The sequence below is a fragment of the Devosia soli genome (genome assembly GCF_000970455.1).
Taxonomy (GTDB): domain Bacteria; phylum Pseudomonadota; class Alphaproteobacteria; order Rhizobiales; family Devosiaceae; genus Devosia; species Devosia soli.
This window is the reverse complement of record NZ_LAJG01000005.1, coordinates 106,308-133,023: the sequence shown is the minus strand read 5'-3', so window position 1 is coordinate 133,023 and position 26,716 is coordinate 106,308. Positions and strand designations below refer to the sequence as shown.

The following is a 26,716-nucleotide window of genomic DNA, read 5'->3' as shown; positions in this document are numbered from 1 at the left end:
GACCGTGTCCGAAGCAAAAACCATCACAGTCGGCACTGCAGTTGCCAAGCCCGGTGAAGTTGTCCGCGGCGTCATCCCGGTCACCGAGCTGGCCGGCGGCACAAAGGTTGAGATCCCATTGGTGATCGTCAATGGCACCAAGCCCGGCCCGGTCTTCTGGGTCGATGGCGCCATCCATGGCGATGAGCCCGAAGGCCCGATGGCCTGTGCGATTGCGCTGCGCGAAGTCGATCCGGCCCAGCTTTCCGGCACGCTCGTCATGGTGCCCGTGATGAACGTCATGGCCTTCGAGAATGCCAATCGCGGCAATCCGCTCGATACCTTCTCGTTCGACATGAACCGCATCTATCCGGGCAAGGCCAATGGCTATCTCAGCGAACGTGTCGCCTGGGCGCATTCGGAATGGATGAGCAAGGTCGCTGATTTCGAGATTTCCATCCATTCGGGCGGCGCGCATTCGTTCCTCGCCAAGGCCATTTTCGTCGATGAGACGCCGGCTTCTGTCGAGCTCGCCATGGCGATGGGCGAGGGCTGGGGCTGCATCATGTCCAACTTCCTGCCCAAGGGTTCGCCGATGGCGCAGATGAAGGAAATCGGCAAGACCGGGATCACGGTAGAGCTCGGTGGCCGCTCGGCGACCTCGCCTGAGAAATTTGCCGAAATCTCGCGGCACCTGGCCAATTCGATCATCAACATCCTGCGGCATTATAAGATGTATCCGGGCCAGGCGACGTACCCGACGGATGCAACCAGGGGCCAGCAAGAAGCGCTCCTGGCGCCTGCCTCCGGCATTTTCGTGCCGACGCCGGGCGTCGATTTCCTCAAGCCGATGAAGAAGGGCGATAGTCTCGCCAAGATCATCAACATCTTTGGCGACGAACTGGCCCATCTCGTCGCTCCGGCGGACGGCATGTTCTTCGGATTGCGGGCTTTGCCGAACGTCAACACCGGCGACTGGTGCTGCTTCTTCAACAAGGTCGAAGGACCGCGCGACTGGACGCCTTGAGGCGGCCGGGCAGGGGGCATCAGCATGCGCGACTTCATCGGTTACGCCAATCGACCACCGACCGTAAGATGGCCCGGCAATGCCGGCGTAGCGGTCAACTTCGTGCTCAATTACGAAGAAGGGTCGGAATATTCCCTCGGTGACGGCGATGGGCGGTCCGAAGGGGCGCTCATCGAGGTCAATGCCGTTCGGGTCAAGACCGGCGACCGCGATTTCGCGTCTGAAAGCATGTATGAATATGGTGCACGCGTTGGCTTCTGGCGCGTCTACCGCCTGTTCCGCGAACGCAACCTGCCGCTGACCATTTTCGCGGCAGCTCTCGCGCTCGAGCGCAATGGCGATGTCGCCAAGGCCATCGCCGAGACCGATTGGGACATTGTCGCGCACGGATATCGCTGGATCGAGCACTACAATCTCGATGAGGCGACCGAGCGCCAGCACATCGCAAAGGCTCATGCCAGCATTCTTAACTCGGTCGGACGAGCGCCGGAGGGTTGGTATTGCCGTTATAGCCCAAGTGCGCACACAAGGCGCCTCGTCGTCGAGCATGGCGGCTATAGCTATGATAGCGACGCCTACAACGACGAAGTACCCTATTGGCTCAGCGTCGAGGGTAAGCAGCATCTGGTCCTGCCCTATTCGCTCGTGACCAATGACGCCAAGCTCCTGGCGGGCGGTGGCATCGAAACGGCGGGCGATTATGCGCAGTTCCTGATCGACACGTTTGAGGTGCTGCGCGCCGAAGGTCGCCAGACCCCGCGCATGATGTCGATCGGTCTTCATCCCCGCGTGGTCGGCCATCCCGGCCGTTTTGCCGGCCTTGTCAAATTTCTCGATCATGTCGCTGCCAGCCAGGACGTCTGGATTGCCCGTCGGGCCGACATTGCCGATCACTGGCGCGCCGTCATGCCGCCGGAAGGGAAGGTGGCGTAATGCAGTCGGTCGCCATCCAACCGAGCATTTCTCACGATCGTTTTGCTGCTTATGGCGCCATCATCGATCGCCCCGCTCAGTTCGGCGAACGCGCCTTTTATTCTCGCTGGCTTGGCGGGGATGGCCTTGCGCCAGTCTTCCACGTCAACAAGGTGCCGATGACTGCTGTGCCGGCGGTGGTCGATCGGCTGGAGCGGCACCCGCATGCCGCACAGTGCTTCGTGCCGCTCGATGTCAGCCGCTATCTCGTCACTGTCGCGCCCTCGCTGGCCGATGGCACGCCCGATCTGGATCAGGTCGAGACCTTTATCGTTCCCGGTACCCTGGGCGTTATCTATGCGCCGGGCGTTTGGCATGCCGGCATCAGCGTCATCGACCGGGAAGGGGCCTTCGCCGTCCTGATGTGGCGCGGCGCCAATGATGACGACGTCTTTACCGAAATCTCTCCGCTTCAACTCGTATCCGAGGAGGTTCAGGCTTGACCCGGACCCCAAAACTCTACGTTCCCGCCATCACGCCCTTTGCCGCCGACCTTCAAGTCGACGTTGCCCGCTTCGTGACCAATTCCAAGGCCTTGCTCGAAGACGGCGCTGATGGGCTCGCACCTTTCGGCACGACCAGCGAAGCCAATTCCATGAGTGTCTCCGAGCGCATCGACGCGCTTGATGCCCTGATCGAAGGCGGCATCGACCCCAAGCGCCTCATCCCAGGAACGGGCTGCTCAGCTTTGACCGATACGATTGCGCTGACGCGCCACGCCACTGGGCGCGGTTGCCTTGGGACGCTCATGCTGCCCCCGTTCTACTATAAGGGCGTGACGGACCAGGGCCTGATCGACAGCTATTCTGCGATCATAGATGGTGTGGCGAATAGCGCGCTCCGCATCTACCTCTACCATATCCCGCAGATGACCGGCGTGCCGATCACGCTCAACCTGATCGAGATGCTGCTCAAGAAGCATCCCGGCATTTTTGTCGGCTTGAAGGACTCCTCGGGCAATTGGGAAAACACCCGGTCGGCGATCGAGGCTTTTCCAGAGCTTGAAAGCTATTCCGCTTCCGAAGCGCTGATCCCGCAAAACGTCGCGGCCGGAGGCGCTGGCTGCATCAGCGCCTCCGCAAACGTCAATGCGCGCAATATCGTCGCCCTGATGCACGCCCTCGGAACACCCGAAGAAGCCGAGATTGCGAGAGGTGTCACGGCGGTCCGCAAGATCTTCGAAAGCCTGCCGCTTATTCCGGCGATCAAGGCCGCCACGGCCCTGCGCCATGGCGACGAGGCCTATGCGGTCGTTCGGCCGCCCTTTGTCCGTCTCGGCGTCGAGCACAATGAGGCGTTGAGCCGCGCTGTAGCCATCGCACAGGGCGAGGCAGCATGATTATGGCAGAACCGAATGGCGACATCAGCCGCATCGAGAACGTGCCGCTTCGCGTTTCGGTCGCCGACATCATCCGCCAAGCCATCCTCAATGGCACGATGAAGCCCGGCACACCCGTCGTCGAAATGGCGCTGGCCGAGCAGTTGCAGGTTTCCCGTGCGCCCGTGCGCGAGGCGATCCAGATCCTCGAGGCCGATGGCCTCATCGAAAGCGAGCCCTATAAGGGCAAGCGGGTCAAACCGCTCACGCTCAAGGAGGTAGAAGAGCTCTACAGTCTTCGAGAACAGTTCGAAGCCTTTGCCATTCGTCGGATCGTCGAACGGCAGGTCGATGTTTCCGAATTGCGCCGTCACTCAGATGCGATGTTCGAAGCAGCCGAGCGTGGTGATTTCGCGGCCCTCAATACTGCCGACGAAGCCTTCCACCGCACGCTGATCCGGCTCGCCGACCACGACCTGATGCTCGGCTTCTGGGACAATCTCTATCTCCGTATCCGCCAGATCATGGCCCTTCGCAACAGCGCCAATCGCGATCTTCGCGCGGTCGCGCGCAATCATCCGCCGATCATCGAGGCGATCGAAAACCGCGACATGATCCGCGCCATTTCGTTGATTTCGGATCACACCCGTTCTGCCTCCCAGATCGCTCCGGAAGAACTGGGGATCGCACCATGACGCGGCGCGTCTTGATCACTGGGGCTGGTGGCTTTGTCGGCTCGCACCTCGCCGCAGGTTTCAAGGCATTGGGCGACGCAGTGTTTGCCGTCGATCGGCTGTTCGATCCAACTACGCGTCAACGCCTGGCGGACATCGACCTAATTGAGGGCGATCTCCTTTCTGACGAAATGGCTCTGCCACCCGCAGACCTCGTCATTCACGGTGCGGCGATCACCACTCCGGCGAAGGGCGGTACAGCAGCCGAGCACGTGCTTCTTTCTACCAATACCGCGTTGACGAACCGGGTCCTCCGCCACGCAAGCGAGAGCGGTGCCAAAGACTTCGTCTTCATCTCCTCGTCAGGTGTCTTCAGCGCGACGGATGGGGATGGCGTTCACCTTGAAAGCACGGCCGCAACCGCTGACCTGCCTTATGCAAATGCGAAGCGCGCCGGGGAAGACGTCGTTGCCGCCGCAACCGAACTGCGCGCGATCTCCATTCGCCTCGGACCGATCTACGGACCGGACGAACGCCCCCGTGACACCCGCACCGTGGTTTCGCCCATGAGGCGTTGGCTCAATATGGCGCTTTCGGACGAACCTATCATCGTCGACATGCCCGCCGAGCGCCGCGACTGGACTTTCGCTCCCGATCTCCCATTTGCGCTCGACGCCCTGTTGCGTCAGCAACCGCCTCTTCGCGGCGTCTTTCATCTCACTTCGGGCCAGTCGATCGCCAATATCGACCTTGCCCGGATGATTGCTGACCTCATTCCCGAAGCGCAGATCGTTATCGGCGACACCACGCGCATTGAACGCCTCCCCATGGGTAGCGATCGGCTCGATCTTGCGGCGCTCTATGAGTGGACGGCTTTGCCCACTGGTCTTGCACGGATTCTTGCTGCGGAGGCTCGCACATGAGCCCGCTCCGCATCATCCTCGTCGGTCTTGGTGCCCGGGCCCAATTCTGGATGCGCGTCATTCGCGAAAATCCGGACTGCACCATCGTCGGCCTGATCGATCCTTCGGACGAGGCCCGGACCCGCGCCCTTGCTCAATGGCCTGAAGCCGCTGCCAGCGCCGACCTCGATCTCATCACGACGGTGGATGCCGATTTCGTGCTACTCGCCACCCCGCCTGGTGGGCGAGAAAGGCAGATGGAGCTGGCATGCAAAGCCGGCATTGCCATTCTCGCGGAAAAGCCATTAGCCGACAGCGTTGAACTCGCCGCGCGCTATGTCGAGATGGCCGAAGATGCCGGCGTGCCGCTCGCCGTTGGGCTCAATTTCCGCTTCCTGCCCGTCACCCAGGAGACGCTGCGCCTTTTTGACGAGACGGTGGGTGCGCCGGAATTCGGCCGCTTCACCTATGAGCGCTGGCGCGATGGCTGGCGGCCAAACTTCAACAAATATCCCCTGACCATGGATCAGCCCATGCTCTGGGAACAGTCGATCCACCACTTCGACCTGATGCGCTACGTCTATCGCTCGGAACCCGTGTCAGTCTTCGGCTCGACCTTCAACCCGAGCTGGTCGATGTATCGCGACGACGCCAATGTCAGCGCGCTCATCCGCTTCGCCAACGGCGTAGAGGTCAATTATCAGGGTCTCTGGCAGTCCAATTGGCAAAAGCCGGGCTTTCAGTGGCGCAGCGAGTGCAGGAACGGGGTCGTCGTCCAAAACGATCAGTTCGGCGAGCTCAACTATGCGCTCCACGCCGACAGCGAGCTAACGCCGGTTACGCTCCCGCCATATGAGCAGTGGATCAACGACGCCAAATCCCTCCTCGCCGCTTTCGTCGCCGCCATGCGCGGTACGGCTGATCTGCCGTGCACCGGGCGCGACCACCTCAATTCGCTTCGCATGGTTCAAGCCTGCATCCTCTCCTCACAACAGGGCCAAGCGATCAATCCGGCCGATCTCGATACGAATGCGAAGCGAGAGATCGGTCACTCCACTCACCACTCTGCACTCCAGCAAAGGACGTCCCAATGAACACCGTGAGATATCTTCTCATGGCAGGCACGGCGGCGCTTATTCTGCCGTTTGCTTCCGCCCATGCCGCCCCACCTGCAGATACCCTGGTCGTGGGCATCTCCGCAGATGCCTCGACCTTCGATCCGGCCAATATTTCGAGCCGCGACAACTCCAATATCGCCAAGCACATCTTCGGGACCCTTTACGAAGTGGACCCTGAAGGCCAGATCGTCCCGCAGATGGCGGAATCGTACGTGGAATCAGAAGATGGCAAAAGCTACACCTATACGCTCAAGCCTGACCTGACCTGCGAAGACGGCGAAGCACTGACTGCGGAAGACGTCGCCTATTCGTTCAATCGCGCTGCTGATCCGGCCAATGCGTTTACCGGCAATACCCCGGGCTTTGTTTATTCCTCTATCGGCTTTGCCGGCGCCGAGGTGGTCAGCGACCGTGAGGTCAAGATCAACCTCGACAAGAAGAACCCCGTTTCGTTCGGGCTCATCGCGGAAGTGTTCATCCACTGCAAGGACAGCTACGAGAAGATGAGCCTTGAAGACGCGGCGGCCAAGCCGATCGCTTCGGGGTCCTATCGTCTCGCTTCCTGGGACCGCGGCTCGCAGGTCGTTCTTGAAAAGATCAAGGATCCGGGCAGCTTCCAGAACATCGTCTGGCGCATCATTCCGGAAGCCTCGACCCGCTCAGCCGAACTGATCGCGGGCAATGTCGACATCATCACCAATGTCGCCCCCGACCAGATCGACGCCGTCAACAATTCCGGTACGGCGGAAGTCAAATCCGTCCAGGGCACGCGCCGTATCTATGTCGGCTTCAACATGAAGGATTCGTTCGCCACCGGTTCGCCGGGCGGTGAAGCTATCCAGAAGACCGATGTGCGCGTGGCGCTGCAATATGCCGTCGACGTCGAAGCCATCTGCAAGCAGCTCCTCAATTTCGAATGCACGCGTGCCACTGGCCTCGTCAATCCACCCAACGACAACAAGAGCCTCACGCCTTATCCCTATGATCCGGACAAGGCTGAAGAACTGCTCGATGCCGCCGGCTATCCGCGCGGTGAAGACGGTACGCGCTTTGAAATCACCTTCCAGGCGCCCCGCGGCCGCTATCTCAACGACGCCAACGTCGCTCTCGCCATCGGCCAGTATCTCAATGACATCGGCGTCAAGACCAATGTCGAGCTGATGGAATGGGCCTCGGTCTATGTGCCGCTGATCCAGAAGCATGATGTCGGCCCGATGTTCCTCCTCGGTTCGGGTGGCGGCACCTGGAGCGCCCTTTATGACATGGCCGACCTTTCGGCTGTCGATGCGGGCACCAACTATACCGAATGGAAGAACCCGGCCTGGTTCGATGGCTGGCCGGAAATCGCCGCAGCAAAGACCGACGAAGAGCAGCGCGCCGTTATCGATCGCATGCTCGAGGTCTTCTACAACGATCCGCCGTGGCTGATGCTCTACTTCCAGCCGGACTTCTACGGCGTGTCCAAGCGGGTCACCTTCGAACCGCGCCGCGACGAAAAGGTCTACCTGTTCGACACCGCTCTCGCACAGTGACGCATTTCGGCACGCAGGGTCAGGAGAAGCCCTGCGTGCCGGCACAGGTCGGCAGCATAGCCGGCGTGAACGCGCATCCGGGAGGTCAATGAGGGAATGACAATGAGAACACTGTTTCGCTTTGGTGCCGTCGCCGCCTTGTTGGGCGCCGCGCTTTCGACCACAGCCTTGGCGGCTCCCCCCGACAATACGATTGTCGTGGGATTGAGCGCCGACGCGTCCACTTTCGATCCGGCCCAGATTTCGAGCCGCGACAATTCCAATATCGCCAAGCATATTTTCGCGACGCTGTTCCGCGTCACCTTCGAGGGCGAAGTCGAGCCTTACCTCGTTGAGGATACCAAGGTCAGCGACGACGGGCTCGCCTATACATTCAAGATCAAGGATGGCCTCACCTGCGACGATGGCGAACCGCTGACCGCGGAAGACGTCGCCTATTCGTTCAATCGGGCAGCTGATCCGGCCAATGCCTTCACCGGCAATACGCCAGGCTTTGTCTATACGACGCTAGGGTTCAAATCCGCTGAGGTCGTCGACGATCTCGACGTCAAGATCAATCTCAGTGCCAAGACGACGCTCGCTCTGGGGATGATGGCGCAGGTCTATATCCACTGCAAAGACAGCTACGAGAAGATGACGCTCGAGGAAGCGGCGGCAAACCCCATCGGCTCGGGTTCCTATCGCCTGGCGTCCTGGGATCGCGGCTCGCAGATCGTGCTTGAAAAGGTCAAGGACCCAGGCACCTTCGATACCATTGTCTGGCGCGTTATCCCCGAAGCGTCGACCCGCACCGCCGAACTGATCGCTGGCAATGTCGATATCATCACCAATGTCGCGCCGGATCAGATCGAGGCAATCGATGCCTCGGGCACGGCTGTTGTCGAGAAGGTCAGCGGTACACGCCGCATGCAGGTTGGGTTCAACCTCGGCGAAGGCGTTGCCGGCATGCCGGGCGCCAAGGAAATCCAGGACCCAAAGGTTCGCTGGGCGCTGCAATATGCCGTCGATGTTCCGAGCATCTGCACCCAGCTTCTCGGCACCGAATGCGAGCGCATGACGAGCCTCGTCAATCCGCCCAATGGCAATCCGGACCTCAAGCCTGTCCCCTACGATCCGGACATGGCCGAAAAGCTCCTCGATGAGGCTGGCTATCCTCGCGGCGAGAACGGCGTTCGCTTCAACATTCGCCTTCAGGGGCCGCGCGGCCGGTATCTCAACGACGCCAATGTCGTCCAGGCCATCGGCCAGTATCTCAGTGATATCGGGGTCGAGACCGAGGTAGAACTCCTCGAATGGGCTTCGGTCTATTCACCGCTCCTCCGCACCAAGGAGATGGGACCGCTCTTTTTCCTCGGGCAGGGTGGTGTCACCTGGAACCCGCTCTACGACATGAGCCTCTTTTCGACGCCTGACGCCGCCACGAACTACCAGAGCTGGAAGGACCCGCGCTGGTTCGATGACTGGAAATTGGCTCTTGCCGCCGACACGGTGGAAGAGGCGCGGCCGATCATCAATCGCATGCTCAAGCTCTTTTACGACGAAGGCCCATGGCTGCAGCTTTACTTCCAGCCCGACTTCTACGGCGTCTCCAATCGCATCGACTGGACGCCCCGGCGCGATGAAGAAATCGAGCTTTTTGCCGCGGCACTCAAGCAGTAGCCTCAAACCAACCGGATGCGCCGAAGCGCGGCGCATCCCCTGCCTCTCCAAGATCGGTTGACCGCGTATGTGGACATTTATCGTCAGGCGGCTTTTGCAAAGCGCCATCGTCATCATCGGGGTAACGCTGATTACCTTCACCGCCCTGCAGATGAGCGGCGATCCCACTTATCTCTATGTCAGCGAACGCGCGACCGAAGCTGAAATCCAGCGCACCCGAGAGGCGCTGGGCTTCGATAAGTCCTTGCCTGAGCAATATATCAATTTCCTCGGCAATCTCGCCCGTGGCGATTTCGGCAATTCCTTGTCGTACAAGCGCCCCGCCATCGAAGCGGTGATGGAGGCCCTGCCGGCAACGCTGGAACTGACGCTGTTTGCCATGTTCCTGGCGATCGTGGTCGCAATCCCGCTCGGGGTTCTGGCCTCGCTCAATCGCGGAAGTGCTGTGGATGGCTCGATCATGACCATGGGCATGCTGGGTCAGTCGATCCCGAGTTTCTGGCTCGGCATCATGATGATCATGTTCTTCGGCCTGCAGTTGCGCATCTTGCCGATCTCCGGGCATGTGCCCTTCATCATGCCGCTGATCCAGGGTGACTTCGTTCGCGCTTTCACCAACCTGCCGCAGACGCTCTACTACCTGATCATGCCCGGCTTCGCGGTGGCGTTTTATTCGATCTCGCGCAATGCGCGACTTGTGCGCTCCTCCATGCTCGAAGTGCTGGGACAGGATTTTGTCCGCACCGCGCGCTCCAAGGGCATCAGCGAGCGCGCCGTGGTTATCCGCCACGCCCTGCGCAATGCCTGGCTTCCCGTCGTCACCATGATCGGCCTCGAATTCGGCTTCCTGATCGGCGGCGTTGTCGTGGTGGAAATGGTCTTTTCCTGGCCCGGCATCGGCCGGCTCGTCTTCAACGCCATCAATCAGCGCGACATTCCCGTGGTTCAGGCCGCCGTCGTTACGCTGGCGCTGGTGTTTATTGCTCTCAATCTCATCGTCGATCTGGTCTATGCCCGGATCGACCCCCGCGTGAAACTCTAGGAGGCCCCAATGTCGGTCGAAACTGCAGGGCGCCCCGTCATCGTTACGCGACCCATGTCGCATCGGCGGCGCGAATTCCGCCGCGCCATCCGCTCCATGGTCCAAGCCAAATGGCCGGTCGTGGCTGCGCTCATCCTCATCTGTGTTGCCATCGCCGCCATCTTCGGGCCGTGGATTTCGCCACTCGATCCCAATCGGCAGGACATCATGATGCGGCTTGCCGATCCGCTGACCGAGGGCCGGCGCAACGCCTTTTTCCTCCTTGGTACGGACGGTCTTGGCCGTGATGTGCTCTCACGCCTCCTTTATGGCGCCCGCGTTTCGCTCCTCGTCGGCATCTGCGCAATTCTCGTAGGCGGCACCATCGGCGTCATCGCCGGCCTTCTCGCCGGCTATTTCGGCGGCTGGATCGATGACGTCATCATGCGTCTAGGCGACATTCAGCTCGCTTTCCCTTTCATCCTCCTCGCCATCATGTTCCTCGTGATCCTCGGGCCGGGCGTGATGAACATCATTATCGTGCTGGGTGTCGGCCAATGGGTCACTTATGCCCGCATCGTCCGAGCCCAGACGCTCTCCATCCGCGAGAAGGAGTATGTGGAGGCCGCTCGTGCCCTGGGCGATCCGACCTTCCTCATCATCTTCCGCACCATCCTGCCCAATATCATCGCCCCACTCACCGTCATCGCCTCGTTCAACGTCGCTTCGGTGATCCTCTCGGAAGCCTCACTCTCCTTCCTCGGTCTCGGCGTTCCGCCCGATGTGCCGACCTGGGGCGCGATGCTTGCCGATAGCCGCGATCAGCTGATGGCCAATAAGTGGTGGCTAGCCTTCTTCCCCGGCATGGCGATTGTCCTGACCGTGCTGTCCTTCAACATACTCGGCGATTGGCTGCGCGATTTCCTCGATCCGCGCCTCAAGACGATGGCCTGACCCCGAAACCGGAAAGACAAAATGAAAATCGGAATTGTCGGGGCAAGCTTTGCCCGCGCTGCCTACTTGCCCGCCCTACGCCATGTTGAGGGGACGGAAGTCGTCGCCATTGCCTCCAGCCGCCTCGAAAGCGCCCAATCGGCTGCGTCCGAATTCGGCGTCGGCGCTGCTTATGACGACTGGCAGACGATGCTCGACAACCACCAGCTCGACCTCGTCCTGATCGCAACGCCCACCGACCTGCATGCGCCCATCACGCTGGCCGCACTCGAGCGCGGCGCTCATGTGCTCTGCGAGAAGCCGACGGCCATGGACGCAACAGAAGCCAAGACCATGCTCGAAAAGGCCGAGGCGCTTGGCCGCGTCCACATGATCGACCACGAGCTGCGTTTCAACCCTAATCGCGCTCGCGTTGCCGAGCTCATAGCCTCGGGCGAACTCGGCGATGTCCGTCACGTCAACATTGCCAATATCGGCGCATCCTGGGCCAATCCTGCCAGCCGACCGAAAGGGGACTGGTGGAGCCTTGCCGAACAGGGTGGTGGCCGGCTAGGCGCGAATGGCAGCCATCAGGTCGACATGCTGCGCTGGTGGCTCGGCCCTGTGCGATCGGTCGTTGGCCAGGCGCTGACGGTCATCCCGGATCGCATTGACAAAAAAACCGGCGAGGCGTGGACGGCAACTGCGGACGATCTCGCCTATTTCACCCTCGAGATGGCAAACGGCGCGCTGGCGCAGGTCTTCATGTCCGGCGTCGCTGCAAACAATATCGGCAACCTGACGCAGGTTTTCGGCTCTAAGGGCACGATCTTGCTCGACAATGACACCGAACGCCTGATGTTTGCCAAGGCAGGGGAAAGTTTCAAGGACATCACCGTCGATGATCCCAATGCGCAACTTCCAGGCCTCAACAAGGGAATATGGAATGTGTCAGTCGTCGCGGCGCTGCGCGAACTGACGGCAGCTATTCGCGAGGGCAGGGCCCTTGGTCGTGGCGCAACCTTCCACGATGGCCTCAAAAACCAACAGGTGCTTGATGCGGTAAAGACGTCAACGCAAACGCGAGCCTGGGTCGATCTGCCCTGAGCCTGAGGCTCAGGGAAACTCAGGCTGCGTTGATGATATCGGCCACCTGGCGGCGCAGCGCAAAAATACCGCTGTCTTTCCACCGGCTCGGATGCACGCGATTGGTGAGAAGGGTCCAAGCCCGGTCGCGTGCAAAATCGATCCACAGGCCCGTGCCCGTAAAGCCCGTATGCCCGATCGTCTCGGCGTTTGCCGTGTCTCCGCCCGACCAGCCCAGGTTGGCGCACTCCCAGCCATGAGTGCGGTGCGCGGCGAGCCGCGTCCGCATCAGCTGGACCACCGGCTGATTCTTCGTTTCCAAAAGCTCTAATGCGCGGTCCAACAGGGCAGTAGCTGTGCCGAATAGTCCGGCATTGCCGGCCCCTTCCAGCGCAAAACAGTTTTCGTCGTGAACTTCGCCTACCAGGACGCGGCCGCGCCAAGGACAATTCTCGGTTGCAGCGGTCCGGTCCCGAGGACCGGCGAAGGCAAAACCTTCACCAGCATCCATCTCGCGGATAGACCTGCCCTCGAGCCGCTCCAGGGCAATGCCCAAAAGGATGAAATTGATATCCGAATAGGCCGACGGGCCCGCAATCCATGGATGCTGTAGCACGAAATGCCGAAGCAGCTTTGGATTGTCTCCATAGGTGAAGATCGGCACCGATGCCGGAAACGCCGTCTGATGTCCCAGGCACTGACGGAAAGTCACCTTTCGTTCCCAGGCGCCGGGTTCATACTGGCGAAAATCTGGAATGACAGAGGTAAGCGGCGCATCGAGATCGATCCGACCCTCTTCCGCCAATTGGAGAATGCGGGGCGTTGTGAACAATACCTTGGTCAGCGACGCGAGGTCAAACCAGGTGTCGAGCGTCATTTCTCGCTTATCGGGTACGATCTGCGCAAGGCCTGCCGCTGAAGCGCGCCGGCCCCGTTTCAGGTCCACCACGCCGAACACGGCGCCCGGGATGCGCTTATCCTCAATCGCCCGGCGCACCGGAGAAAAGGCGGTTTCGAAAACCTGATCGAGCGCCGGATCTGGCGCCTCGGTTGCCATCGATCAACCCGCCGCGCGCGGCACGTCCAGATTGGCAGCGCGTCGAAGGAAACCATTTGCCCCTGCCAAGGACCGCTCCGCCGCGCCCTTATCCATTCCGGTCAGTGCCATCAGAATGGCGAGCTTGACGCTGTTGCCGCTCGCCGCAAGATAGCGCTCGGCGTCTTCGGGCGTGCATCCGGATACTTCGACAAGAATACGAACGGCGCGCGCTTCGAGCTTCTGGTTTGAGACCGAGAGGTCAACCATCAGGTTTTGAAAGGTCTTGCCTATCCGGATCATGCTGGCAGTGGTCAGCATGTTGAGGACGAGCTTTTGCGCTGTCCCGGACTTAAGACGCGTCGATCCGGTCACGGCCTCTGGCCCTACCACTGGCGAAATGGCGATATCGGCTTGCCGCGCGATGGTCGAATCTGGATTGCAGGACAGCGCCACCGTCGTTGCGCCAATCGACTTTGCATAATCCAACCCACCGATCACGTAGGGCGTGCGTCCGCTGACGGCTATGCCGACTGCCACATCGCGCGCCTCGAGATTAACGCGCTCAAGGTCCCTGCGACCCTCTTCGGGCGAGTCTTCTGCCCCTTCGATCGGGTGGCGAAGGGCACGATCCCCGCCGGCAATGATACCGACCACCATCTCTGGAGGCACGCCAAATGTGGGTGGACACTCGGACGCGTCGAGCACGCCGAGCCGGCCGCTGGTTCCCGCGCCGAAATAAATCAATCTGCCACCCATGCGAAAGGCATCGACAATGCGGTCAACGGCCTGCGCGATTTCAGGGATCACCTTCTGGACCGCCAGGGGCGCGTTCTGGTCCTCGCGGTTCATGGAGAAGAGGATTTCGCGCGTCGACATCAGGTCGATATCGACCGTGTTCGGGTTGCGCGCTTCCGAAACCAGCGTTTCGAGTTCAGCCATCAGGGCGCGTTTTGCCATGCGTCTCACCTTGCATTTGGCCAAATGCTAGGAGCGAATATTCCACTTGTCAACGAAACGAGGAATAGAATATTCCAATCATGAAAATGTCGAGCGGAGGAGCCGAGCTTGTCCATCCTCAAGATTTTGAGCGCCAAGATCGACGCGATGACGCAGGCCGATCAACAAATCGCCCGCTTCATCCTCGACCATCCCGAACAAATGCTGACGATGTCATCCGCGGCTCTGGCCGAAGCAACGGGTCGTAGCCAATCGAGTGTCGTCAAGTTCAGTCAGAAGCTCGGCTACGAAGGGTATCAGCAGCTCAAGCTCGATGTGAACAAGGCCAAGGCGCAGGAATTTCACGCACCGGCCGGTGTTATCCACGGCAGCATAGACGCGAGCGACAGCTACCTGACAATCCTGCAGAAGCTGATCGGCTCAAAACTCCTCTCCATGCGCGAGACAACTGCGGTCAATACCGAGGAGAAGATCGACCTCGCCCTCGACGCGCTGATGAGCGCTCGCCGGATACAGCTGGCAGGCGTAGGGGCGTCTTCACTCGTTGCGCGAGATTTCTCCTATAAGCTGCTCAAGCTCGGCCGCACGGTATTGGTCGACAGCGACAGCCATATCCAAATCTCCAACGCGTCGGCGCTCAATGGAGAGGATCTCATCGTCGCGCTGTCGCATTCGGGCCGGAGCGTCGAAACGCTGCGCATTGCAGAGATCGCCAAGGCGCGCGGGGCGAAGCTCCTGTCTGTGACCGGATTGCAGCCAAACCCGCTGCTCGAGCTTGCCGATATCAGCCTTTTCACGGTCGCCGACGAAGAGCGCGTGCGCTCGTCCGCCATCACCTCGCGCGACGCCCAGCTCATGCTGATGGACATGCTTTTCATCCTGCTGCTGCGCCGCCAGGCTGACGCCTATGATTATATCCATCGCAGCGAGACGGCCGTCACCGTGCTCAAAGTGTGATGGCCTTACTGAGCTGTGTAATTTTATATTCTTGACACAACAAAAAGTAGGAATTTAGTATTCCAAGCTGCGGCACTCGCGAGGGGAGTGTTGCTGGAACAGGCGGAGAACCTCCAGTGGCTCGACTATCGCTGCGCGGCATCAAGAAGCGCTTCCGGACCGCCGATGTGCTGCATGGCATCGATCTCGAAATCGGTGACCGGGAATTTGCCGTTTTCGTCGGCCCATCCGGCTGCGGAAAATCCACGCTACTACGCCTCATCGCCGGTCTCGACCCAATTACCGAGGGCGAATTCTTCCTCAACGATCAGCGCATGAACGACGTGCCGCCTTCGCGGCGCGGCATCGCCATGGTGTTTCAGTCCTATGCGCTCTATCCGCATATGGACGTTTACGAAAACATGGCTTTCGGCGCCAGGCTCATGGGGTTGAGCAAGCAGGAAGTCGAAGGCCGCATCGCCGACACCGCGCGCATGCTTCGGCTTGAAGCGCTGCTCAAGCGCAAGCCGCGGGAATTGTCCGGGGGTCAGCGCCAGCGGGTCGCGATCGGCCGCGCGCTGGTCCGCAAGCCGGAAGTTTTTCTCCTCGACGAGCCGCTGTCCAATCTCGACGCTGCTCTGCGCTCGGAGGTTCGTCTCGAGATCGCCAAGCTCCATCGCGATATCGGCGGCACCATGGTCTATGTGACTCATGATCAGGTCGAAGCCATGACGCTCGCCGACAAGATCGTCGTCATGAACGCAGGCCGCATCGAGCAGGTTGGCTCGCCCCGTGAACTCTACGAGACTCCGGCGAATACGTTCGTCGCGACATTTATCGGTTCTCCACGGATGACGCTGATCGATGTCGCTTCAGATGGCGCACGGCTTTCGTTGGCCAATGGCGGCAGCGTCGCAACCGGACCCCTGCCAAGCGCCCCGAGCCTCAAGCTCGGACTGCGTCCGGATGCCGTACGCCTGACGCGCGGACACTTCGAGGATGGGCTCTGGGCCACGGTCGTTTACACCGAATATCTTGGCGATAACGCTTACGTCTATTCGCGTCTCGCGGACGGAACACTGCTGGCTGCCCGCACCACGCCGAACGATCTTTATGCGCCGGACGAGGCCGTGACCGTGACGGTCGAGCCCAGCTCGGCGCACTATTTTTCCGCCGAGGATGGTCGGCGGCTGGCGCTTTAGGGCACCGGCACACTCCATTCTGAAGAAGTAACAAGGGAAGGGAACATAATGAGGAAGTCCATCATCCGTACCGGCGCCGTGCTGGCAGGCGTGCTCGTAGCCGCTCCGGCATTCGCCCAGGATCTGACGTTCTGGAGCTGGCGCCAGGAAGACCGCGCCGCCTATGAAAAATTCATCGAGACATTCGAGGCCGCCAATCCGGGCATCACGGTAACCTTCGAAACCTTCGAAGCCGCCAATTACAATACCATTCTCTCGACCGCTCTCGCCGGCGGCACCGGGCCTGACGTCATGATGGTCCGCGCCTATGGTGGCTTGGAAAACGTCGCCGCGGCCGGATATCTCGAGCCGCTGACGACCGAGACGGTGCCCGCCCTTGCCGACTTTGCCGCGCCGGCCATTGCGGCCGAAAGCATGCGGTCCGATGGCGCGATTTACGCCGTTCCCTTCGCCAGCCAGACCCAGCTCGTCATCTACAACAAGGCCCTTTTCGATGCGAACGGCATCGAAGAGCCACAGACGTGGGAAGAGCTGAAAGCTGCAGCTCAGAAGCTCAAGGACGCTGGCGTCATTCCATTTGCCAACGGCACTGCGACTGCCTGGCAGAATGAAACCGTGACCTTCGGGCTCGGCTCGTCGCTGATGGGCAAGGATTTCTACGACGAACTAATGGCCGGCACGACCGACTTCACCGATACCCGCTTTACTGGAGCGCTCGGCCAGGTCGCGGAAGTCGCGGCGGAATATTTCCCCGATGGCTTTATCGGTCTCGATTACCCATCAGCCCAGCAACTCTTTTCCTCGGGCATGGCCGGCATGTTCATCGGCGGCTCTTATGAGCTGGCGACTTTCAAGGCGCAGAACCTCGACATCGAAATGGGCGTCTTTGCTGCTCCAGGCGAAAACGCTGACGATGCCAAGCTTGTGGCGCTTTACTTCGACGGCGGCTATGCGGCCAACGCAGCTGGCGCCAACAAGGAAGCCTCCATTAAGTTCCTGAACTATCTGGCGAGCAAGGAATTCGGCCAAGCTTTTGCCGATACGCTGAGCAATATCTCGACCATTCCCGGCGTGACCTTCAACGACCCACTTCTTGCCGAGGTCAACGACCTCAATAAGTCCTCGATCCCCTATCTGATGCTCGCTCACTTCCGATACGGCGAACCATCGGGCTCGGTGATGATCCAGGCTGAGATGCAAAAGCTGTTCGCAGGCGAAACCACGCCGGAAGCTATCGGCGAAGCGCTCACCACCGGTCTTGCCGCCTGGTACGAGCCGTTCAAGAAGTAAGCCGGTTTGGGGCCGGGCCCCAATCTCCTCGATATCCGCTGTCGTCACCACCCGGCTTGTCCGGGTGGCCTAGGCGAAGGCGAGATGGATTGCCTAGCCTAGCCGGGCAATTACGGCGCAAGAAGTATTTGCGCGCCCCAATGCGGCTGTTGACTCAGTTGCCAGCTTCTAGCCCGAAAGCCTTGAGAAAATGCCACACCTCAGGATGACAGGCCGCGGCCTCTGGATCACCGCGCTCATCGTACCGCCACTGGCTTTCGTGGCGCTGTTCATCGTCTATCCGATCGTTTCAGCCTTCGCTTATGCCTTTTTCGATTGGCAGGGCCTGCGGCGCCTCGACTTCGTCGGGCTCGAAAACTTCCATACGGTCCTGTTCGTCGAGCCCTATCGGAGCTGGACGCTCAATGCCTTCAAGAACAATGTCATCGTCTTTTTCGCGCTGATGGTGCTGCAAAACGGCCTCGGCTTCATTCTCGCCTATGCGCTCTGGCGCGAGCTGCCCGGCGCGCGCTTCCACCGCATCGCGGTCTTCCTGCCGGTGGTGTTGTCCACCATCATCGTGGCCTACCTGTTCAAGCTCTTCTATCATCCGCTTTTTGGCGTCGTGAACATCAGCCTTAAGGGCCTCGGCCTCGGGTTTCTCGCGCAACCATGGCTCGGCCAGAGCGGCACGGCGCTGTGGAGCATCATCGTTGCTCAGGCCTGGCACATGGTCGGCTTCCCGACTTTGGTCTTCCTCGCCGGCATGCAGCGCATCCCAGGCGAAATCCTCGACGCCGTGCGCATGGAAACCGAGAGCGAGTGGGTGAAAATCACCAAGATTGTCTGGCCGCTCGTCGCGCCCAGCGCCACCATCGTTTTCACGCTGCTGTTTGTCGGCGCTTTCAACTGGTTTGAACTGCCCTACATTATGGGCGGTCTCGATGGTTCGCCCTTCGGCTCCACCGACGTGCTCGGCCTCTATTTCTATCGCACTGCTTTCGGCAATGTTTCATCCGGCCAGCAGGATTTCGGCTTGGGTTCTGCGCTGGCGGTGCTGATCTTTATCTTCATCGCACTCGTTGCTGGCGTCATCACCACGCGCCTTCGCGCCCGGGAGATTCAGCTATGAGTCTTGCGGCAAACAGCTACTACGATCGCAAGGGCATTCTCGCGACGCTGGGTCGCGATGGCCTGCTCCAGATCATCCTGATCGCCAACACCATCTTGATGCTGACGCCCATCGTCATCATGGTCTTTTCGGCCTTCAAGACGACGCCAGAAATCTTCAAAGCGCCCTTCGCCATCCCCGATTTCACCCAATGGGCCAACTTTGCGCGCATCTGGAGCGAAACTAACTTCCTGCGTTATCTGCTTAATTCCTTCGTCGTCACTGGGGCCTCGATGGTCCTGATCCTGACGCTCGGCACCATGGCCGCCTATGCCATCGGACGCTATGCCTTCACCGGAGCCAACTTCATCCTGATGTTCTTCCTGGCCGGGCTGACGCTGCCGCTCAAGCTCGCCATCATTCCGCTCTTCATGCTGATGCGGGATTTGTCGATCCTCAACAATCAGCTCTCGCTGATCTTCGTCTATACCGCCATGGGCCTGCCCACGACGGTCTTCATAATGACCGGCTTCATACGCAGCCTGCCCAATGAACTCGAAGATGCCGCCCGTATGGATGGCGCGAGCGAAGCGCGCATCATGTGGTCCATCATGCTTCCGCTGGTGCGACCCGCGCTCGTGATCGCCGGCATCCAGAACGTCGTGCCGATCTGGAATGACTTCTTTTTCCCCTTGGTCTTTATTCAGAACGATAGCCTGAAAACCCTGCCGCAAGGCCTGACGACCTTCATGGGCGAGTACACCACCGATTGGGGCGTTCTCTTCTCGGGGCTCACCCTGTCAGCGGCTCCGATCATTCTGATCTATATCCTGCTCTCCAAGCAGTTCATCGCGGGCATGACTTCGGGAGCCGTCAAATGACCCAGGCGCTGCCCAAGGGCCTTATCGTGTCGTGCCAAGCGCGGGCCGACAATCCTCTTCATGGACCAATGTTCATGGGCGCCATGGCGCTTGCAGCACGGGACGGCGGCGCCAGGGGCATTCGGGCCAATAGTCCCGAGGATATCCGTGCGGTCGCTGCGGCCGGCTTGCCGGTCATCGGCATCCATAAGGTTTTTTCGGACGAGCACCCCGTCTACATAACCCCCGACTTTGACGCGGCTGCCGCCATCGTCGAGGCCGGAGCCGCTATCGTCGCCCTCGATTGCACCCCGCGCCCGCGTCGAGGCGAACATCCCCAGATACTCATTCGGCGTATTCTTGACGAACTCCATGCCGAGGTCTTCGCCGACATCTCGACCCTCGACGAAGGGCTAGCTGCCGCCGACTGGGGCGCGACCTATGTCGCGACGACGCTTTCGGGCTACACCGAATATACGGAGCCGAAACCCGATCACCCTGATCTGGCGCTCTTGGAAGCGCTCTCCACGCGCCTGAGCGTCCCGGTCGTAGGTGAGGGGCGTTTCAATACCCCCGACTGGATTCGGCGAGGGTTTGACGCTGGCGCTCACGCCATCGTCGTAGGGACGATGATCACCAATCCCCGCGAGATCACCCGCATGTTCGTGCAGAACGGCGTTCGGGCATGACTGCGATCCATCTCGGCATCGACGTGGGTGGCACGGCCAGCCGCTGGGTCGCTTGCAACGATGCGGGGATTATCGTGGCGCGCGGTTCCACCTCTGGCGCCACGGGCCACCTTTTCAATCCTGCGGAAAAGGATCGGCTCAAGCTTTCGCTCGCCAACATCGGCCACAACCTCCTTGCCCAGGACCTTGTGCCCAAAACCGTCACAACTGGCCTCACAGGCTTTGGCTCTGTCGTCGCCAATACCCTGCTAGATTTGCTTGGCGACGCGTATGCCGTGTCACGAGCCGACTGCATCACCGTCGATGACATGACACTGGCTTACGCTTCGATCTTCGCGCCGGGAGAGGGGCACCTCATCTCGTCCGGCACTGGATCGATCGGCCTCCATATAGGCCATGGCGACACCTATGTCCGCGTCGGTGGCCGAGGCATTCTAATCGACGACGCCGGATCCGGCAGTTGGATCGCGCTCAAAGCGCTCGACACGCTCTTCCGCCATCTCGATCACAATGGTTCGATCGACGGCGTCAGCATTCTGGCCGATGAACTTTCCAAAATGCTCGGCGGTATCGATTGGCATGTCGTCCGCGAATTCGTCTATGGCGGCGATCGCGGACGCATCGGCACGCTCTCGACGGCAGTGGGCAAAGCGGCCGATCGGGGCGATCCGACTGCGGCGTCGATCCTGGAAGACGCTGGCCGGGAACTGGTTCGGATGGCCGAAGCCTTGACCAACCGCGTCGGTCCAAAACCTGTGGGATTCATCGGCGGGGTTTTGATGCTCTCTCGTATCCGCCCGGCCATCGAAGCCGCCTTGCCCGGAAAAGACCTTCGCTTCCCTCAAACCGACGCCGCCCTTGCTGCTGCACAAATGCAGACCGGACAAAAGGAAGACTGGCTCGCGGTCCTTAAGAACAATCGCGGTCTCAAATAGCTGCTCTAGCCAGGCAATGCCGCCAAAACTTGAATCTCCACTTTAATATCCGGCAGCGCCAGGCGAGCCTCTACCGTGGCGCGGGCAGGGGTATGACCGGGCAGCACCCAGGCATCCCAGACTTCGTTCATTTCATTGAAGGTCGTGATGTCGCTGAGCCAGATATTGACTTGGATGAGGTGTTCCTTGCTTGTCCCGGCATCCGCCAAGAGCTCATCGATGCGCTTGAGGATATCGCTGGTCTGATCGGCGACGGAGCGTCCTTCGCGCTTGGCTGCGGTCATGCCCGAGAGGTGGACATTGTTGCCGTTGATGACGATGTCGCTCATGCGAGGGCCGGAATGAATGCGTTGAATACTCATTTGTGAATTCCTGAAACGGTGCAGGCGGGAAGGGGATCGGATGGGGTCGGCCAGCGCGCCACGCGGCCACGGTCGCGACGCGCACGTTCTGCAATGGGGTCCGGAACCGGGACGGCGTCGAGGAGAACCTTGGTATAGGCGTGGCGCGGCGCGCCGATCACCTGTGCGGTCTCGCCCAATTCGAGCATCTGGCCGCCATACATGACGCCGATACGGTCGCTGAGTTCAGCAACCACGGCGATATCGTGGGCGACCAGAAGATAGGCGACGCGAAGCTCTCGCTTCAGCTCACCAAGCAGGGCCATGATGTCGCGCTGGATGGAGACATCGAGCGCCGAAACCGGCTCGTCGAGCACCACCAGCCGCGGCTCGAGCATCAGAGCCCGGGCGATCGCGATACGCTGGCGCTGCCCGCCCGAAAATTCATGCGGAAAGCGGTCGAGCGACGATGCCGGAAGCCGGACCTGATCAAGCACGCGGCGCGCGCGCTGGGCGACGTCGCGCCCGCCATGAATTTGGGCCGGTTCGGCCAAAAGCTCGCTCACCGTCATGCGTGGGTCGAGTGAGGCATACGGATCCTGGAAGACGACCGACATGTCGCGGCTGGCCCTCAACCTTGCTTTGGGCGTCTCAAGATCCTGGCCCTCGAAAATCACGCGGCCGGCGCTTGGCGTCAGAAGGCCAAGAACCGTGTTGAGCAGTGTGGTCTTACCCGAACCCGACTCGCCTACGATCCCCAGCGTCTCGCCAGGCATGAGATCAAAGGAAACGTTGCAGAGCGCGTGGATGACGCGCTCGCTTTCCGAGAGCGTCTTGCTGCGGGGACGGAGGAAGTGGCGAGACAGGCCCTCAAGGCGCAGGAGCGGCTCGCCTTCTCGAAGGAAAGGCTCATCCTTCTTGGCGACTTGATCGAGCCGCGGGGCAAGGCTGAGCAAGCGCTTGGTATAATCATGCTCGGGTGCTGCAAAAAGCGCGCCGACCAGCTTCTGCTCCACGACCCGACCCTCGCGCATGACGACGACCCGGTCAGCCACGCCCGCAACGAGCGCCAAGTCATGCGTGATGAAGAGCATGGCGGCGCCCGTCTGCTCCCGAGCGACACGTAGGCTATCAAGGACCTGAGCCTGGACGGTGACGTCCAGCGCGGTGGTCGGCTCGTCGGCGATGATCAGCTCGGGCTTGTGGATCATGGCCATGGCGATGACGACGCGCTGACGAATGCCGCCCGACATCTGGTGCGGATACTGGTCGAGGCGGCTTTCCGGATCGCGAATGGCCATCAGGGCCATCAGTTCGATCGCTCTCCGACGGCTTTCGGCGCGTGTGATAGGACCCGCGACAGCCATGGTCTCTTGAAACTGGGCGCCGATGGTCAGGACCGGATTGAGGCTCGTCGACGGGTCTTGCAGGATAGTGGCAATGCGGCGGCCGCGATAGTGGCGCCATTCCGCGAAATTGAGCCCGGTTACGTCCTTTCCATTGATCAGCACCGAGCCACTTGCTTTGGCACCCACGGGCAGGAGCCCTGCAATGGCAAGCGAGGTCAGGGATTTGCCCGAGCCTGACTCCCCGACGAGCGCAAGCACTTCGCCACGCCCAACGTGAAGATCGATGCCATCGACGGCGGGGCGGTCCGCATTCGGGAAGGTGACCCGAAAATCTGAAAGCTCGACCACGGCGCCAGGGTGTTCTGCCACCGGAGCCGCCACATGGCGCAGCCTCGTGCGGTGAGCGACCAGCGGATTGGTTGGCGCCGCCTTGGGGTTGAAGGAATCGCGGAGGCCTTCACCAAGATAGTTGATGGAAAGGACAATGAGGATGATCAACACGCCCGGCGCATAAAAGAGCCACGGGCGGGTTAGCACAGCCGTCTGGGCATTGGAAATCAGAAGGCCAAGCGATGTATCCGGGGGCCTGACGCCGAAGCCGAGGAAGGAAAGCCCGGTTTCCGAAAGGATCGCGACGCCAACCAGCAAAGCCGTCGAGACGATGATGTGGTCGGCAACATTGGGGATCATGTGGCGCGCCATGATGCGAACGGGTCCCGCGCCCATCACCTTGGCTGCCTTGATGAACGGCATTTCACGCAGCGAGAGGGAAACTCCGCGAACGAGGCGCGCCACCGAGGTCCAGAACAGAGCGCCCAAAACGAGCGATAGACCGAGCCATGAGACGCCGGAATTGCTCATGGCATTGCCGAGGAAGGCAGCTAGCGCGATGGTGGGAATGGTCAGCACCAGATCGACAAGCCGCATGATCGAGGCGTCGACGAGGCCACCGATATAGCCGGAGATCACACCCAGGACGGTGCCGATCAGGCTCGCGATCAAGGCGACCGTTCCCGCAATAAGAAGGGACTGCTGCAGACCGCGCATGGCCATGGCCAGCATGTCGCGCCCCAGCGTGTCTGTGCCAAGCGGATGCGCCCAGGATGGCGGCTGGGAGAGATCGGGCGTGATCTCGGCATAGCCATAGACCCAGAGCATCGGGCCGAAAATCGCGACCGCGACCAAGGCCAGGAGAACGGTAAGCCCGATCATGGCCATGGGATTGGCGCGAAAGCGGCGCAACGCCATGGCAAAACGCGAACGCGAGCGGGGCGCAGTTTCAGGCTTGGCCATAGCGCACCCTTGGATCGATGACGGCATAGACGATGTCCGCCAGGAGATTGAAGAAAACCACAGCGACGGCCGCGACGAGCAGCCAGGCCATGACCGCATTGGCATCGCGATTGGCAATGGATTCAAGGAGGAACCCGCCCATCCCGCGCCACTGAAACACCGTTTCGGTGATGACCGCGCCCGAAAGGAGGGCCGGTAGGTCTAGCGCCACCACGGTGACGATCGGAATGAGCGCCGGCCGCATGACATGAGCGCCGACGATCCGATTGCGGGATAGCCCGCGAAGCACGGCAAAGCGGACATGATCGCTCGAAAGCGATTCAACCACCGCCGTGCGTTGATAACGGCTCCAGCTGGCAAAGTGAATCATGGTCAGGACGATGGTTGGCAGGATCAGGTGCCCCGCCATGTCCAGCATCAGCGGCAGAAACTCCTTTGGCGCGGGCACGGAGACGTCCCCCACGGTGAAGAGGATGCGCGCATTGGCCGTCTTGTTGAGCACGATGCCTCCCTGCTTGAGGAGAACCGCGAGCCAGAAGGAGGGCAGGGCGATGAGGATAAAGGCTGAAGTCGAGATCAGGTGGTCGGCGCTGCGATTGCGGTAGAGGGCGGCAACCGTGCCGGCGATGAGCGCGAGAAGCGTCGCGATCACGATGGCAGTGGTGACGAGGCGCAGCGTCACGCCAACCCGCGGCGCCAGTTCGGCGCCAATATTCTGGTTTGGCTTTACCGAAGGTCCGAAGTCGCCCTGGACCACGCCGGTCAGCCAGGTGAGATAGCGCACGGGAATGGGCTGGTCGAGGCCGAGACGCGCCTCTTCGGCGGCGATGACGTTGTCCGGAACCGGCGGCTGCCGGTCGCGGAGTTCGCCCAGCGGGTCGCCCGCCAGGGCGACCAGCGTAAAAACCACGAAGGTCGAGACGAGGAGAATGGCCAGGCTGTTGACGAGCCTTCGGCCGATCAGGGCAAGCATTTTTGTCTCCTCGTCATCGGGTCTTGTGTCAGACGGCTTCGATCGGGCGGATGCGGCCCCAATGCCACCACGGGATGGAGTAATCGAGCTGGTCGGCCCAACCGAAGAAGCGCTTGGAGCGGGCATAGTAGGTGCCGTACCACAGCAGCGGCACGAACTCACAGTCACGCTGCCAAATGGCCTGCAGTTCCTTGTAGGCTGCGCCACGATCTTCGCGGGTCAGCGCCGTGCGGCCCTGTTCATAGGCTGCGTCGACATCCTTATTGTGATGGAGGCCCATATTGTTGAGCCCAGTCGACGAGTATTTCGTTGCCGTGATCTCGATGTCCGGGGACATGGTGCCACCAACGATATAGAGGTCGAAGTCATGCTCGCGGCGAATGCGCTTGGACCATTCGATGGAGGAAAGCCCTGCATATTCGACCGCAAAACCGACTTCTGCGAGGTTGTTGCTGACGATTTCGGCCAGCTTCTTGTGACCGTAGAACGTGTCCATGTAGAACATGCGCAGGGTACCGCGTGAGCCGGTTGCGTCGCGCTTGAGGCCGCTTTCATCGAGCAGGCGATTGGCTTCAGCGAGGTCATGCCCCGGGGCCTTGGCGTTCGGGTTAAAGGCCCATTCGACGCTGCCCAGAAGATAGTGATCCCATGCGAAGCTGACGCCGGGATCGGTGATCTTGGCGATATCTGCGCGGTTGACGGCGCGCGCAATGGCCTCGCGGCGACGCTGGTCGGCCCAGAGTTCGCTGCCATGGTTGAAGTCGAGGAGAGCCATGCCGGGGCCCTTGCCCTTCATGACTTCGACATTGTCGGCGCCCTCGACGAGGTGCAGGCGATCAAAGGTGAGGGTATCTTGCGGGAAGAAGTCGGCTTCGCCGCGCACCACCATTTTCACGCATTCGTCGCGATCGGGCTCGATCTTGAGGATCAGTCGGTCGATCTCGGGCTGAGGACCCCAGTGGTTCTTCACCTTTTCAAGGATGATCTGCTTGCCCTTCTCCCATTCAACGAGGCGGAAGGGACCTGACCCGACGGGCTTGAGATTATATGGATTGGTGTCCCAATCCGTGCCCTCATAAAGGTGGCGGGGCAGGATGTGGGAGAAGATGAAGTTGCCGAGCTGGACCAGGAACCCGGAGTTCGGTCCCGTCAGGTGATAATCTACCGTGTAGTCATTTACGGCCACGATGTCCTCAACGTCGGTGAGGAACATGGCGCCGGTATAGCCCATCTTCTTGGCATGGAGGTGGGTATAGACCACGTCATGCGCTGTCATCGGCACGCCATCCTGCCAGCGCGCGGCCTGATTGAGATGGAAGCGCCAGCGGCGGGCGCCGTCGAGCATTTCCCAATGGGTCGCGAGGTCGGGATAGGAGCCGTTGAAGTTGTACCACTCGGTCAGCACCATACGATTATAGATGTTGTTGCAGACGAGGTAGCCGGCGGTGGCGGTGTAGTTGCGGTGCACGTCATTGAAATGCACGGCGTCATGGGGCGTCGCCACGACGAAGTCGATGGTCATTGAAAGCTCATGGACTGAG

At 60.7% G+C, this 26,716-nt stretch carries 25 protein-coding genes; 19 read left to right on the top strand and 6 right to left on the bottom strand.

Going from position 1 to position 26,716, the window contains the following annotated elements; translation table 11 throughout:
* The first annotated feature begins 4 nt into the window (after positions 1-4).
* From VW35_RS01320 to VW35_RS01265, 12 genes are all read left to right on the top strand, one after another.
* Complete coding sequence (locus VW35_RS01320) at positions 5-1,006, top strand: succinylglutamate desuccinylase/aspartoacylase family protein (protein ID WP_046141221.1); 1,002 nt, start codon at positions 5-7, stop codon at positions 1,004-1,006.
* 24 nt (positions 1,007-1,030) lie between these two features.
* The gene (locus VW35_RS01315) at positions 1,031-1,939 is read left to right on the top strand and encodes a polysaccharide deacetylase family protein (RefSeq protein ID WP_046141220.1); all 909 of its coding nucleotides are present in this window, start codon (positions 1,031-1,033) and stop codon (positions 1,937-1,939) included.
* Entirely contained in the window at positions 1,939-2,421 is a 483-nt protein-coding gene (locus tag VW35_RS01310) for an ureidoglycolate lyase (protein WP_052951415.1), read from the top strand. The genes VW35_RS01315 and VW35_RS01310 overlap by 1 nt, the downstream gene beginning before the upstream one ends.
* Positions 2,418-3,317, top strand: a complete 900-nt coding sequence (locus tag VW35_RS01305; protein WP_046141219.1) for a dihydrodipicolinate synthase family protein — start codon at positions 2,418-2,420, stop codon at positions 3,315-3,317. The genes VW35_RS01310 and VW35_RS01305 overlap by 4 nt, the downstream gene beginning before the upstream one ends.
* Positions 3,314-3,991, top strand: coding sequence for a GntR family transcriptional regulator (locus VW35_RS01300; protein WP_046141218.1), 678 nt, complete (start codon positions 3,314-3,316; stop codon positions 3,989-3,991). Before VW35_RS01305 ends, VW35_RS01300 begins: the two co-directional genes overlap by 4 nt.
* Positions 3,988-4,893 (top strand): NAD-dependent epimerase/dehydratase family protein, encoded by a 906-nt coding sequence (locus VW35_RS01295; protein ID WP_046141217.1) that lies wholly within the window; start codon positions 3,988-3,990, stop codon positions 4,891-4,893. The genes VW35_RS01300 and VW35_RS01295 overlap by 4 nt, the downstream gene beginning before the upstream one ends.
* Positions 4,890-5,966 carry a Gfo/Idh/MocA family protein gene (locus tag VW35_RS01290; RefSeq protein ID WP_046141216.1) on the top strand — a complete coding sequence of 359 codons (1,077 nt, stop codon included), beginning with the start codon at positions 4,890-4,892 and terminating at the stop codon, positions 5,964-5,966. Before VW35_RS01295 ends, VW35_RS01290 begins: the two co-directional genes overlap by 4 nt.
* On the top strand, positions 5,963-7,522 hold the full coding sequence (locus tag VW35_RS01285) for an ABC transporter substrate-binding protein (RefSeq protein WP_046141215.1): 1,560 nt from the start codon (positions 5,963-5,965) through the stop codon (positions 7,520-7,522). The genes VW35_RS01290 and VW35_RS01285 overlap by 4 nt, the downstream gene beginning before the upstream one ends.
* Before the next feature lie 102 nt (positions 7,523-7,624).
* The gene (locus tag VW35_RS01280) at positions 7,625-9,181 is read left to right on the top strand and encodes an ABC transporter substrate-binding protein (protein ID WP_046141214.1); all 1,557 of its coding nucleotides are present in this window, start codon (positions 7,625-7,627) and stop codon (positions 9,179-9,181) included.
* Positions 9,182-9,248: 67 nt separating this feature from the next.
* A complete protein-coding gene (locus VW35_RS01275) occupies positions 9,249-10,223 on the top strand; it encodes an ABC transporter permease (RefSeq protein ID WP_046141213.1) in 975 nt (324 codons plus the stop codon).
* Positions 10,224-10,232: 9 nt separating this feature from the next.
* A complete protein-coding gene (locus VW35_RS01270; RefSeq protein ID WP_046141212.1) occupies positions 10,233-11,156 on the top strand; it encodes an ABC transporter permease in 924 nt (307 codons plus the stop codon).
* 21 nt (positions 11,157-11,177) lie between these two features.
* On the top strand, positions 11,178-12,242 hold the full coding sequence (locus tag VW35_RS01265) for a Gfo/Idh/MocA family protein (RefSeq protein ID WP_046141211.1): 1,065 nt from the start codon (positions 11,178-11,180) through the stop codon (positions 12,240-12,242).
* Between the two features lie 19 nt (positions 12,243-12,261).
* On the opposite strand, the gene VW35_RS01260 is transcribed toward VW35_RS01265, so the two are convergent.
* Both VW35_RS01260 and murQ read right to left on the bottom strand, forming a co-directional pair.
* A complete protein-coding gene (locus tag VW35_RS01260; protein ID WP_046141210.1) occupies positions 12,262-13,278 on the bottom strand; it encodes a serine hydrolase domain-containing protein in 1,017 nt (338 codons plus the stop codon).
* Between the two features lie 3 nt (positions 13,279-13,281).
* Complete coding sequence (gene murQ / locus VW35_RS01255; RefSeq protein WP_046141209.1) at positions 13,282-14,217, bottom strand: N-acetylmuramic acid 6-phosphate etherase; 936 nt, start codon at positions 14,215-14,217, stop codon at positions 13,282-13,284.
* A gap of 108 nt (positions 14,218-14,325) precedes the next feature.
* On the opposite strand from murQ, the gene VW35_RS01250 reads away from it, so the two are divergent.
* The 7 genes from VW35_RS01250 (at position 14,326) to VW35_RS01220 (ending at position 21,219) form a co-directional block, all read left to right on the top strand.
* Positions 14,326-15,174: a MurR/RpiR family transcriptional regulator gene (locus tag VW35_RS01250; protein WP_046141208.1), complete on the top strand. Its 849-nt coding sequence runs from the start codon at positions 14,326-14,328 to the stop codon at positions 15,172-15,174.
* A 116-nt stretch (positions 15,175-15,290) separates the two neighbouring features.
* Positions 15,291-16,355: an ABC transporter ATP-binding protein gene (locus tag VW35_RS01245; RefSeq protein ID WP_046141207.1), complete on the top strand. Its 1,065-nt coding sequence runs from the start codon at positions 15,291-15,293 to the stop codon at positions 16,353-16,355.
* Positions 16,356-16,403: 48 nt separating this feature from the next.
* The gene (locus VW35_RS01240) at positions 16,404-17,645 is read left to right on the top strand and encodes an extracellular solute-binding protein (RefSeq protein ID WP_046141206.1); all 1,242 of its coding nucleotides are present in this window, start codon (positions 16,404-16,406) and stop codon (positions 17,643-17,645) included.
* Positions 17,646-17,835: 190 nt separating this feature from the next.
* Positions 17,836-18,756, top strand: a complete 921-nt coding sequence (locus VW35_RS01235) for a carbohydrate ABC transporter permease (RefSeq protein ID WP_046141205.1) — start codon at positions 17,836-17,838, stop codon at positions 18,754-18,756.
* Positions 18,753-19,616, top strand: a complete 864-nt coding sequence (locus tag VW35_RS01230) for a carbohydrate ABC transporter permease (RefSeq protein ID WP_046141204.1) — start codon at positions 18,753-18,755, stop codon at positions 19,614-19,616. The genes VW35_RS01235 and VW35_RS01230 overlap by 4 nt, the downstream gene beginning before the upstream one ends.
* Positions 19,613-20,284: an N-acetylmannosamine-6-phosphate 2-epimerase gene (locus VW35_RS01225; RefSeq protein WP_046141203.1), complete on the top strand. Its 672-nt coding sequence runs from the start codon at positions 19,613-19,615 to the stop codon at positions 20,282-20,284. Before VW35_RS01230 ends, VW35_RS01225 begins: the two co-directional genes overlap by 4 nt.
* A complete protein-coding gene (locus VW35_RS01220; protein WP_046141202.1) occupies positions 20,281-21,219 on the top strand; it encodes an N-acetylglucosamine kinase in 939 nt (312 codons plus the stop codon). Before VW35_RS01225 ends, VW35_RS01220 begins: the two co-directional genes overlap by 4 nt.
* Before the next feature lie 5 nt (positions 21,220-21,224).
* Here the strand turns inward: VW35_RS01220 and VW35_RS01215 are convergent, their stop codons facing one another.
* The 4 genes from VW35_RS01215 to VW35_RS01200 are packed head-to-tail and all read right to left on the bottom strand — an operon-like array spanning position 21,225 to position 26,697.
* The gene (locus VW35_RS01215; RefSeq protein WP_046141201.1) at positions 21,225-21,581 is read right to left on the bottom strand and encodes a RidA family protein; all 357 of its coding nucleotides are present in this window, start codon (positions 21,579-21,581) and stop codon (positions 21,225-21,227) included.
* Complete coding sequence (locus VW35_RS01210) at positions 21,578-24,202, bottom strand: ABC transporter ATP-binding protein/permease (protein ID WP_052951414.1); 2,625 nt, start codon at positions 24,200-24,202, stop codon at positions 21,578-21,580. Before VW35_RS01210 ends, VW35_RS01215 begins: the two co-directional genes overlap by 4 nt.
* On the bottom strand, positions 24,189-25,175 hold the full coding sequence (locus VW35_RS01205) for an ABC transporter permease (protein ID WP_046141200.1): 987 nt from the start codon (positions 25,173-25,175) through the stop codon (positions 24,189-24,191). Before VW35_RS01205 ends, VW35_RS01210 begins: the two co-directional genes overlap by 14 nt.
* 28 nt (positions 25,176-25,203) lie before the next feature.
* On the bottom strand, positions 25,204-26,697 hold the full coding sequence (locus VW35_RS01200; protein ID WP_046141199.1) for an ABC transporter substrate-binding protein: 1,494 nt from the start codon (positions 26,695-26,697) through the stop codon (positions 25,204-25,206).
* Positions 26,698-26,716: the final 19 nt, after the last annotated feature.

Excerpts from the sequence above, each read along its gene's own strand:
- VW35_RS01265 (WP_046141211.1), top strand. The coding sequence starts at position 11,178 with ATGAAAATCGGAATTGTCGGGGCAAGCTTTGCCCGCGCTGCCTACTTG.
- VW35_RS01295 (WP_046141217.1), top strand. The coding sequence starts at position 3,988 with ATGACGCGGCGCGTCTTGATCACTGGGGCTGGTGGCTTTGTCGGCTCG.
- VW35_RS01310 (WP_052951415.1), top strand. The coding sequence starts at position 1,939 with ATGCAGTCGGTCGCCATCCAACCGAGCATTTCTCACGATCGTTTTGCT.
- VW35_RS01270 (WP_046141212.1), top strand. The coding sequence starts at position 10,233 with ATGTCGGTCGAAACTGCAGGGCGCCCCGTCATCGTTACGCGACCCATG.
- VW35_RS01280 (WP_046141214.1), top strand. The coding sequence starts at position 7,625 with ATGAGAACACTGTTTCGCTTTGGTGCCGTCGCCGCCTTGTTGGGCGCC.
- VW35_RS01235 (WP_046141205.1), top strand. The coding sequence starts at position 17,836 with ATGCCACACCTCAGGATGACAGGCCGCGGCCTCTGGATCACCGCGCTC.
- VW35_RS01200 (WP_046141199.1), bottom strand. The coding sequence starts at position 26,697 with ATGACCATCGACTTCGTCGTGGCGACGCCCCATGACGCCGTGCATTTC.
- murQ (WP_046141209.1), bottom strand. The coding sequence starts at position 14,217 with ATGGCAAAACGCGCCCTGATGGCTGAACTCGAAACGCTGGTTTCGGAA.
- VW35_RS01210 (WP_052951414.1), bottom strand. The coding sequence starts at position 24,202 with ATGGCCAAGCCTGAAACTGCGCCCCGCTCGCGTTCGCGTTTTGCCATG.
- VW35_RS01290 (WP_046141216.1), top strand. The coding sequence starts at position 4,890 with ATGAGCCCGCTCCGCATCATCCTCGTCGGTCTTGGTGCCCGGGCCCAA.
- VW35_RS01300 (WP_046141218.1), top strand. The coding sequence starts at position 3,314 with ATGATTATGGCAGAACCGAATGGCGACATCAGCCGCATCGAGAACGTG.
- VW35_RS01285 (WP_046141215.1), top strand. The coding sequence starts at position 5,963 with ATGAACACCGTGAGATATCTTCTCATGGCAGGCACGGCGGCGCTTATT.
- VW35_RS01275 (WP_046141213.1), top strand. The coding sequence starts at position 9,249 with ATGTGGACATTTATCGTCAGGCGGCTTTTGCAAAGCGCCATCGTCATC.
- VW35_RS01220 (WP_046141202.1), top strand. The coding sequence starts at position 20,281 with ATGACTGCGATCCATCTCGGCATCGACGTGGGTGGCACGGCCAGCCGC.
- VW35_RS01260 (WP_046141210.1), bottom strand. The coding sequence starts at position 13,278 with ATGGCAACCGAGGCGCCAGATCCGGCGCTCGATCAGGTTTTCGAAACC.
- VW35_RS01240 (WP_046141206.1), top strand. The coding sequence starts at position 16,404 with ATGAGGAAGTCCATCATCCGTACCGGCGCCGTGCTGGCAGGCGTGCTC.
- VW35_RS01225 (WP_046141203.1), top strand. The coding sequence starts at position 19,613 with ATGACCCAGGCGCTGCCCAAGGGCCTTATCGTGTCGTGCCAAGCGCGG.
- VW35_RS01230 (WP_046141204.1), top strand. The coding sequence starts at position 18,753 with ATGAGTCTTGCGGCAAACAGCTACTACGATCGCAAGGGCATTCTCGCG.
- VW35_RS01205 (WP_046141200.1), bottom strand. The coding sequence starts at position 25,175 with ATGCTTGCCCTGATCGGCCGAAGGCTCGTCAACAGCCTGGCCATTCTC.
- VW35_RS01315 (WP_046141220.1), top strand. The coding sequence starts at position 1,031 with ATGCGCGACTTCATCGGTTACGCCAATCGACCACCGACCGTAAGATGG.
- VW35_RS01215 (WP_046141201.1), bottom strand. The coding sequence starts at position 21,581 with ATGAGTATTCAACGCATTCATTCCGGCCCTCGCATGAGCGACATCGTC.